8 protein-coding genes are annotated in these 7,481 nt (G+C 65.0%); 1 reads left to right on the top strand and 7 read right to left on the bottom strand.

Translation table 11 applies throughout. The features are described 5' to 3' along the window. The coding region (gene mutY / locus AB1I47_RS21620) for an A/G-specific adenine glycosylase (RefSeq protein WP_354685769.1) at positions 1-1,149 on the top strand (1,149 nt) is incomplete at its 5' end. 30 nt (positions 1,150-1,179) lie between these two features. Here the strand turns inward: mutY and AB1I47_RS21615 are convergent. From AB1I47_RS21615 to AB1I47_RS21585, 7 genes are all read right to left on the bottom strand, one after another. After that, the gene (locus AB1I47_RS21615) at positions 1,180-1,848 is read right to left on the bottom strand and encodes an LON peptidase substrate-binding domain-containing protein (RefSeq protein ID WP_354685768.1); all 669 of its coding nucleotides are present in this window, start codon (positions 1,846-1,848) and stop codon (positions 1,180-1,182) included. Between the two features lie 90 nt (positions 1,849-1,938). Beyond that, positions 1,939-2,823 (bottom strand): RNase adapter RapZ, encoded by an 885-nt coding sequence (gene rapZ, locus AB1I47_RS21610; RefSeq protein WP_354685767.1) that lies wholly within the window; start codon positions 2,821-2,823, stop codon positions 1,939-1,941. A gap of 119 nt (positions 2,824-2,942) precedes the next feature. Continuing rightward, the gene (locus AB1I47_RS21605; protein ID WP_354685766.1) at positions 2,943-3,269 is read right to left on the bottom strand and encodes a PsiF family protein; all 327 of its coding nucleotides are present in this window, start codon (positions 3,267-3,269) and stop codon (positions 2,943-2,945) included. 188 nt (positions 3,270-3,457) lie between these two features. Next, on the bottom strand, positions 3,458-4,429 hold the full coding sequence (hprK, locus tag AB1I47_RS21600) for an HPr(Ser) kinase/phosphatase (RefSeq protein ID WP_010814384.1): 972 nt from the start codon (positions 4,427-4,429) through the stop codon (positions 3,458-3,460). Between the two features lie 76 nt (positions 4,430-4,505). Next, the gene (ptsN, locus tag AB1I47_RS21595) at positions 4,506-4,961 is read right to left on the bottom strand and encodes a PTS IIA-like nitrogen regulatory protein PtsN (RefSeq protein ID WP_354685765.1); all 456 of its coding nucleotides are present in this window, start codon (positions 4,959-4,961) and stop codon (positions 4,506-4,508) included. 484 nt (positions 4,962-5,445) lie between these two features. Continuing rightward, positions 5,446-5,796 (bottom strand): ribosome hibernation-promoting factor, HPF/YfiA family, encoded by a 351-nt coding sequence (hpf, locus tag AB1I47_RS21590; protein WP_354685764.1) that lies wholly within the window; start codon positions 5,794-5,796, stop codon positions 5,446-5,448. 49 nt (positions 5,797-5,845) lie between these two features. Next, a complete protein-coding gene (locus tag AB1I47_RS21585) occupies positions 5,846-7,324 on the bottom strand; it encodes an RNA polymerase factor sigma-54 (protein WP_354685763.1) in 1,479 nt (492 codons plus the stop codon). Positions 7,325-7,481: the final 157 nt, after the last annotated feature.

The raw sequence follows: 7,481 nt of genomic DNA, 5'->3' as shown, positions 1-7,481 counted from the left end.
CCCGCCATCCCCGCCGATATCCACGTCCCCCCCGATTTCGGCGCACGCGTGGTCGACTGGCAGCGCGTCCATGGCCGGCACGATCTGCCGTGGCAGAACACGCGCGACCCGTACCGCATCTGGCTGTCGGAGATCATGCTGCAGCAGACCCAGGTCAGCGCGGTGATCGACTACTTCCAGCGTTTCGTGTCGCAACTGCCCACCGTGCAGGCGCTGGCCGCGGCGCCGGCCGATCAGGTGATGGCGCTGTGGGCGGGCCTGGGCTACTACTCGCGCGCGCGCAACCTGCACCGCTGCGCGATGCAGGTGGTCAGCGAACATGGGGGCGAATTTCCGACCGATCCGGCGGTGCTGGCGACGCTGCCCGGCATCGGCCGCTCGACCGCGGCGGCGATCGCGGCGTTCAGCGCCGGCGTGCGTTCGCCGATCCTGGACGGCAACGTCAAGCGGGTGTTTGCGCGCTTCTTCGGCATCCACGGCCATCCCGGCGAGCGCGCGGTGGAAACGCGCATGTGGCAGCTAGCCGAGGCCGCGCTGCCGGCCCCGGGCCCGCGCCAGGCCGACGACATGGTCGCCTACACCCAGGGGCTGATGGACCTCGGCGCAACCATCTGCTCGCGCGGCAAGCCGTCATGCCTGGCTGAGGCCGGGGTGTGTCCGCTGTCCGCCGGTTGCGTGGCACGCCGCGACGGCCTTACCGCCACGCTGCCCACGCCCAAGGTGCGCGCCGCTATCCCCGAGCGCAGCACCGTGATGCTGCTGGTGCGGCGCGAGCGCGAGGTGCTGCTGCGCCTGCGTCCCGCCAGCGGCATCTGGGGCGGCCTGTGGAGCCTGCCGGAGATGCCGGTCGACACCGTGCCCTTCGATGCGGAGGCCGCCGAAGCTGCGGCGCTCGACTACGCGAGCGCCTATGGCAAGCCGGCGCGCGCCGCGCTGACCGGCGAGCTGACCCATGTCTTTACGCACTTCCGCCTGCTGATCCGCGCGATCCGCGTCGATGTCGGTGCCGAACACGCAAACCTGATGGTGCAGGACAGCGCCGCGGAAGCCGCGCAACGATGGATTTCGCTCGACGATCTGGATGCGCTGGGCACGCCCGCGCCGGTGCGTCGGCTGCTGGAAGACCAGGCGCGCGGCGGGTTGTTCTGAAAATCGGAAGAACCGGGCAGCGAAGACGCGCTACAGCATGTGGTTCTGCCGCATATAGCGGTGGACGATCTCGATGCGCATGCCGGCATCGGGCAGCGCCATCAGCATCTGCTTGGCCTTGAGCGGTACCGGCAGCAGCTCGCACAGCCGGTTGGCGACCCAGCTCGGGTCGTCCCAGAGATAGGGCTCGTCAAAGGGCAGGCGATCGGGCTGTTCGGCATGCAGCCGCGTGACGATGCGCCGCAGTGCGTCGAGGCACTCGCCCAGCAGTTCCAGCTTGCAGTCGATGATGTCGGGGGGCAGCACTTCGGCGCGGGCCACCAGCAGGCCGTCATCGCGCGTCTCGTGGCTGATGATGCGGAAGCGTTGGAGCCCGCGCGCGCGGATCAGCAGCACGCCCAGTTGCTCCATATTGCAGTCGACGATCTCGGCCAGGCAGCCGATCAGCTCGGGCACGGTGGGCTGGTCGGAGCGCGCCACTTCCTCGCCGCTCTCAATCAGGCAGACGCCGAAGGGCGTGCTGTCGCGCAGGCAGTTGCGCACCATGTCGACATAGCGCGCTTCGAATACGCGCAACGGCAGTCGGCCACCAGGGAACAGCACGGTGTTCAGCGGGAACAGCGGCAGATTTTCGAGCGTCTGCGGCGGTTCGTCGGACCCTGCGGACGCGGTATGACGGTACAGGTCGGTCGAGGACATGCGGTGCCAGCTTAGGGAAAGCTGTTCATGCAGCAGTGGCGCGCCGCCTGTCCAACGCCGCGCCGATGCCCGGGGGCACGCGCGCCTGCGTCAGCCCGCCGGCGCGAGCTCTCGGTGTCTCACCAGCACATTACCATGCGCCCGGAAATAGTTGGCGAGCCTTTCCGCAATATAGACCGAGCGATGCTGGCCGCCGGTGCAGCCGATGGCCACGGTCAGGTAGCTGCGGTTGTCGGCAATGAAACTCGGCAGCCACTTTTCGACGTAGGCGCGGATATCCTCTGCCATGGCCAGCACCATCGGCTGCCCCTGCAGGAAATCGATCACCGGCTTGTCGCGCCCGGTCAGCGGGCGCAGCGCCAGGTCGTAGTAGGGGTTGGGCAGCGAGCGCACGTCGAACACCATGTCGGCGTCGCTGGGCACGCCGTGCTTGAAGCCGAACGATTCGAACAGCAGCGTCAGGCGTTCGCTGTCGTCGCGGATCAGCTCCTTGATCCAGCTGCGCAGCGTATTGGTGCGCACATTGCTGGTGTCGATGCGGTGCGCGGCCTCGGCCAGCGGGCTCAGCAGCTCGCGCTCCATTTCGATCGCTTCCATCAACGCGGTGTCGTTGAGGGCCTGCTCTCCGCCAGGGCCGGGCACGCCTTCCGTGCGTACCGACAGCGGATGGCGGCGGCGCGTCTCGGAGTAGCGCTGCACCAGCGCGTCGGTGCTGGCGGTCAGGAACAGCACCTCGACCTGGTGCTCGGGCGCCAGCGCCCGCACCGTGTCGGGTAGCTGGTCAAGCGACTCGCGGCTGCGGATGTCAGTGGCGACGCCCAGGTGCGTATAGCCCTGGCTGGCGAGATATCGGGCAAGTTCCGGGATGAACTGGGCGGGCAGGTTGTCGACACAGTAATACCCTGCGTCTTCGAGGACGTTCAGTGCGACGGACTTGCCGGAACCGGAAATGCCGGTGATGAGAATAATGCGCATAGCAACTGAAGGATAGCATCACGTGATGGCCGCGTCATGACAGCCCGCGTAGCAAACAAAAATGGCGAACCTCGCGGTTCGCCATGCTTTGTCGGTCAGCTGGTGCGCTGCCTGGCCACTCAGGCCGGCTTCGCCAGGCATTCCTTCATATGCGCCTTGTATTCGTCGCCCTTCTTGCCCTTGCCTTCCTTGCTGCAGGCCGCCATCTTCTGTTGCTGGGTCTTCGGTGCGTCCGACTTGGCTGACAGGCATTCCTTCATAAACGCCTTGCGCTCATCGCCCTTCTTGTCCGCGGCCTGGGCGTTGCAGGATTTCATCTTTTCCTGCTGCGCGGTCGGGGCCTTGGGTTCCTTGGCGGCCGCGGCAGGCGCCGATGCCGTTTGGGCGAATGCCACGGACGCCATCATCGGGGCGACCAGCGCGCACATCGCGATCAGTTTTTTCATGCTTGCTCTCCTGGCTGTGGAAAACATCAGGGCCGCGGTGGAGGGGCTTTGGTGCCTCTGGGGTTTCGGAGCGGCCTCGGAATGGGCTCGATGCCCATTACAGCACAAAACGGAGGGCGTCCCAAGCACGTTGACCGCCTTGGGTGACGCCGTTGTAAGCAATTGAAAACGCGGCAGCGTGGCTTGGCTCAGAGCAGCCGGCCCTGGCCGCGCGACACCGCATCGGCCTGCATCGCGGCGCGCTGGCGGTCCATGAAGTCGCGCAGCGTGTCGATGCCGCGCAGGCGCAGGATGGTGTTGCGCACTGCGGCTTCGACCAGCACCGCAAGGTTGCGGCCCGCCGCCACCTGGATCTTGACCATATGGATCGGCAGGCCCAGTACGTCGAGGTATTGCGAATCGAGCGGCAGCCGCTCGAACTCGCCGTCGTTGCGCCGCACCAGTTGCACCACCAGCTTGATCTTCATCTTCCGCCGCACCGCGGTCTCGCCGAAGATGGTCTTGATATCGAGCAGGCCCAGGCCGCGCACTTCCAGCAGGTTCTGCAGCAGCGGCGGGCAGCGGCCCTCGATGAAATCCGGCCCAAGGCGCACGAAGTCCACCGCATCGTCGGCCACCAGTCCGTGGCCGCGCGAGATCAGTTCGAGGCCAAGCTCGCTCTTGCCCAGGCCCGATTCGCCCATGATCAGCACGCCCATGCCGAGGATGTCGAGAAACACCCCATGCATGGTCACGCGCGGCGCGGAAATGCGCGACAGGTACAGGCGCAGGTGGTCGATCACCGCGGCCGACGACACCGGCGTGGTGAACAGCGGCGTGGACGAGCGCGTGCAGCGCAGTTCCAGGTCGGGCGGCGGCTCCATGCCGTCGGCGATCACCAGGAACGGCGGCTCGAGCAGGATCAGCTCGCCCATCTGGCGCTTGCGGGTCTCGTCGTCCAGGCGCTGGTAGTAGGTGATCTCGGGTTTGCCGAGCACCTGGATGCGGTTCGGGTGGATCAGGTTCAAATGGCCCACCAGGTCCGCGGCGGAGGTGGCCTCGCGGGCGAATTCCACGTCGAAGGCGCGATCGGCCCCTTCCAGGCCGGCCACCCACGAGAGTTTGATGTCGGCTGCGTTGTCGTCGAAGATCGACTGGGAGGTGACGCCGGTGAGTTCCATTCGGGTATGACTTGTGGGGCGGCTTGGTCAGGCCTTGCGGCTTGGTCTGGTGCCGGACCGCTTGGGGATCAGGGGATCACGGATGCCATGCAATCAGCAACTGATGCACGGCATCGGGGGTGGGCAGGGTGGCAAGCCCTTCGCGCATGTCGCGGTCGGACAGCAGTTGCGCGATTTCAGACAGGATTTCCAGGTGTTGCTGCGTGGCCTGCTCGGGTACCAGCAGGAAGATCAGCAGCGACACCGGCTTGCCGTCGGGCGATTCGAACGGGATCGGCTCGGCCAGCCGCATAAAGGCCGCCAGCGGCTGCTTCAGGCCTTTGATGCGGCCATGCGGGATAGCCACTCCGGCGCCCAGGCCGGTCGAGCCCAGCGATTCGCGCGCGAACAGGTTGTCCGTCACGGTGGCGCGCGCCACGCCATGGTTGTTCTCGAAGAGGAGCCCGGCCTGCTCGAACACACGCTTCTTGCTGGTGACGCTGACGTCGAGGGTGATGTTGCCGGGTGGCAGCAATTTGGCCAAACGATTCATGGGCGATGCGCAGGATTTCAGTTAGCTGGCGGATCAGCCGGTCCGCCGGGCAGTGGGGTGGCTTCGGGATGGCTGCGAAGTACTCGGTCCTCCTGGCCGTCGGCCGCCCCGCGGACGTGCGGCCATTATAGAGTAGCGGCTACGCACGGATTGTGCAGCGCAACGCCGCAAACCGGTGCAGGCTGCAACGAACTGAAACATCGACGCCATCTTGCCGGGAGCCGTTGCACCGGATTGGATGCAAATTTGGCCCCGTCTGCCATGTATGGCGCAGCATACACCTTGCCGCTGCGGTTGCGAACACCCTGCCCCGAACGGGTGGCCCGGGTTTGCGCCGGCGCCACAGCCTGCGCGCTTTGCACGCAATGCCGGCGCGATTTCGCTTGATATGGTTCTGCAGGGCGCAAAAAAGCCGCGCTTCGTGGCGCGGCTTGCCTGTTCAGTCTCGGATGCGACGGCCCTCTGCGGGGCCGCCGGGCAGGAATCATTGCTGCATTTGCGCTGCGGCCATCTGGTATTTGACCGCCTCGCGGTCGTGGCTCTGCACGCGGTCCTTGTAGCGGATCACCTGACGGTCCAGCTTGTCGACGAGTGCGTCGATCGCTGCATACAGGTCTTCATGATGCGCCTCGACGAAGATGTCCTTGCCCCTGAGATGTAGATTGATTTCCGCGTACTGGCGCCGGTCCTTTTCCTTGTGATTGTCGACAGAGAGCAGCACGCTAACGCCAATGACCTGATCGAAATGCCTGACGATTCGCTCCAGCTTCGTTTCCACGTACTCACGCAACGGCGGCGTGATGTCAAGGTGGTGTCCACTGATCTTGAAGTTCATAGCGCTTCTCCTTCTGAAAGAGCCACACCAGGCAGGCGATGCGGCTCGGCTACAAAGACTTGCGGAGATTGACTGCGGGGATTTTCAAAGCTTCGCGGTACTTGGCAACGGTGCGACGTGCGACAACGAAGCCTTGCTCACCCAGCAGTTCGGCAATGCGACTGTCGGAAAGGGGATTCCTCGGGTCCTCGGCTCCTATCAGTTGCTTGATCAAGGCGCGGATGGCCGTTGATGAAGCCGCGCCACCGGTTTCGGTGGACACGTGGCTGCCGAAGAAGTACTTCAGTTCGAAAGTACCCATCGGCGTAGCCATATATTTATTGGTCGTCACCCGGGAGATGGTTGACTCGTGTAAACCCAGTGTATCGGCAATCTCCCTCAAAACCAAGGGGCGCATGGCGATTTCGCCGTGGGTGAAAAAGTTCTTTTGACGCTCGACAATGGCCTGCGAGACACGCAGGATCGTGTCGAAGCGCTGCTGGATGTTCTTGATGAGCCACCGCGCTTCCTGCAGCTTCTGCTGCAGGCCCGCCGTACCGGACTCGCCCTTTGCGCCGCGCAGGATCTGCGCATACATGTCATTGATGCGCAGCCGCGGCATCACATCGGGATTGAGCTGGGCGATCCAGCCGCCGCCGCTCTTGCGCACGAAGACATCGGGCACCACGAAATCGGCTTCGGGGCGGCTGTAGGCGTGACCGGGGTAGGGCGCCAGCGAGCGGATCAGTTCGTGCGCCGACTTCAGTGCGGCTTCGTCGACCTGCAGCGCCTTCTTCAGCCGCGTGTAGTCGCGCACGGCAAGCAATTCCAGATGGTTGGTGACGATCACCAGCGCCAGCTCGCGCTGCGGGTGCGTCAGGCGCCGCAATTGCAGTGCGAGGCACTCGGCGGCATTGCGCGCGCCCACGCCGGGCGGGTCGAAGCTCTGCAGCAGCGTCAGGATCGCGTGGACTTCATCGATCTCGAACTCGAGCTCTTCGGGCAGCTCGGTGCAGATTTCTTCCAGCGACGCGCTCAGGTAGCCGTCATCATCCAGCGATTCGATCAGGAAGATCGCCAGGCCCTTGTCGCGCGCCGAGATCTTCAGCGGCGTGAGCTGCTCCATCAGGTATTCGCGCAGCGTCGGCTCGGCATCGCGCAACTGCATCGGCGTCTTTTCGTCTTCGTCGCCTTGCGGGCGGCGCGCGAAGTCGTCGAGGCTCCAGTCGCCGCCGTAGTCGTCGCCGCTGTTGTTGTCGCTGTAGTTGTCATCATCCGCGCCGCTGTCGGCGCGCGCGTCGCCGTTGCCTTGCGGCTCGGACGGCGCCGGCGCTGGCGCGCTCTGCAGGTTGACCGAGCCATCGGCGGCCACGCGCAGCGGGCTTTCGATCCAGTCGTTTTCACGTTCGAGCAGGGGGTTTTCCGTCAGCGCCTGTTCGACTTCCTGCTGCAGTTCCAGCGTCGAAAGCTGCAATAGCCGGATCGACTGCTGCAGTTGCGGGGTCAGTGCCAGATGCTGGGAAAGGCGGAGCTGTAGCGACGGTTTCATGCGACCTATTTTATGCGCATCTTTCCGTTGTTGGAACGGAAATTGCTATCGCTGATGCGCTCTGATCGCCGCCGGCTGCGGGATTGCCCACAGGTTGCGCAATGAAGCCCGCCGTTTACGGTAGCGTCTTGCCAGAAAACGCTACAGGCGGGCCGCG

The organism is Cupriavidus necator, from assembly GCF_040578825.1.
Lineage (GTDB): Bacteria > Pseudomonadota > Gammaproteobacteria > Burkholderiales > Burkholderiaceae > Cupriavidus > Cupriavidus necator_E.
Note: the sequence above shows the minus strand (reverse complement) of the source record. Positions and strands in the feature narration are given on the sequence as shown.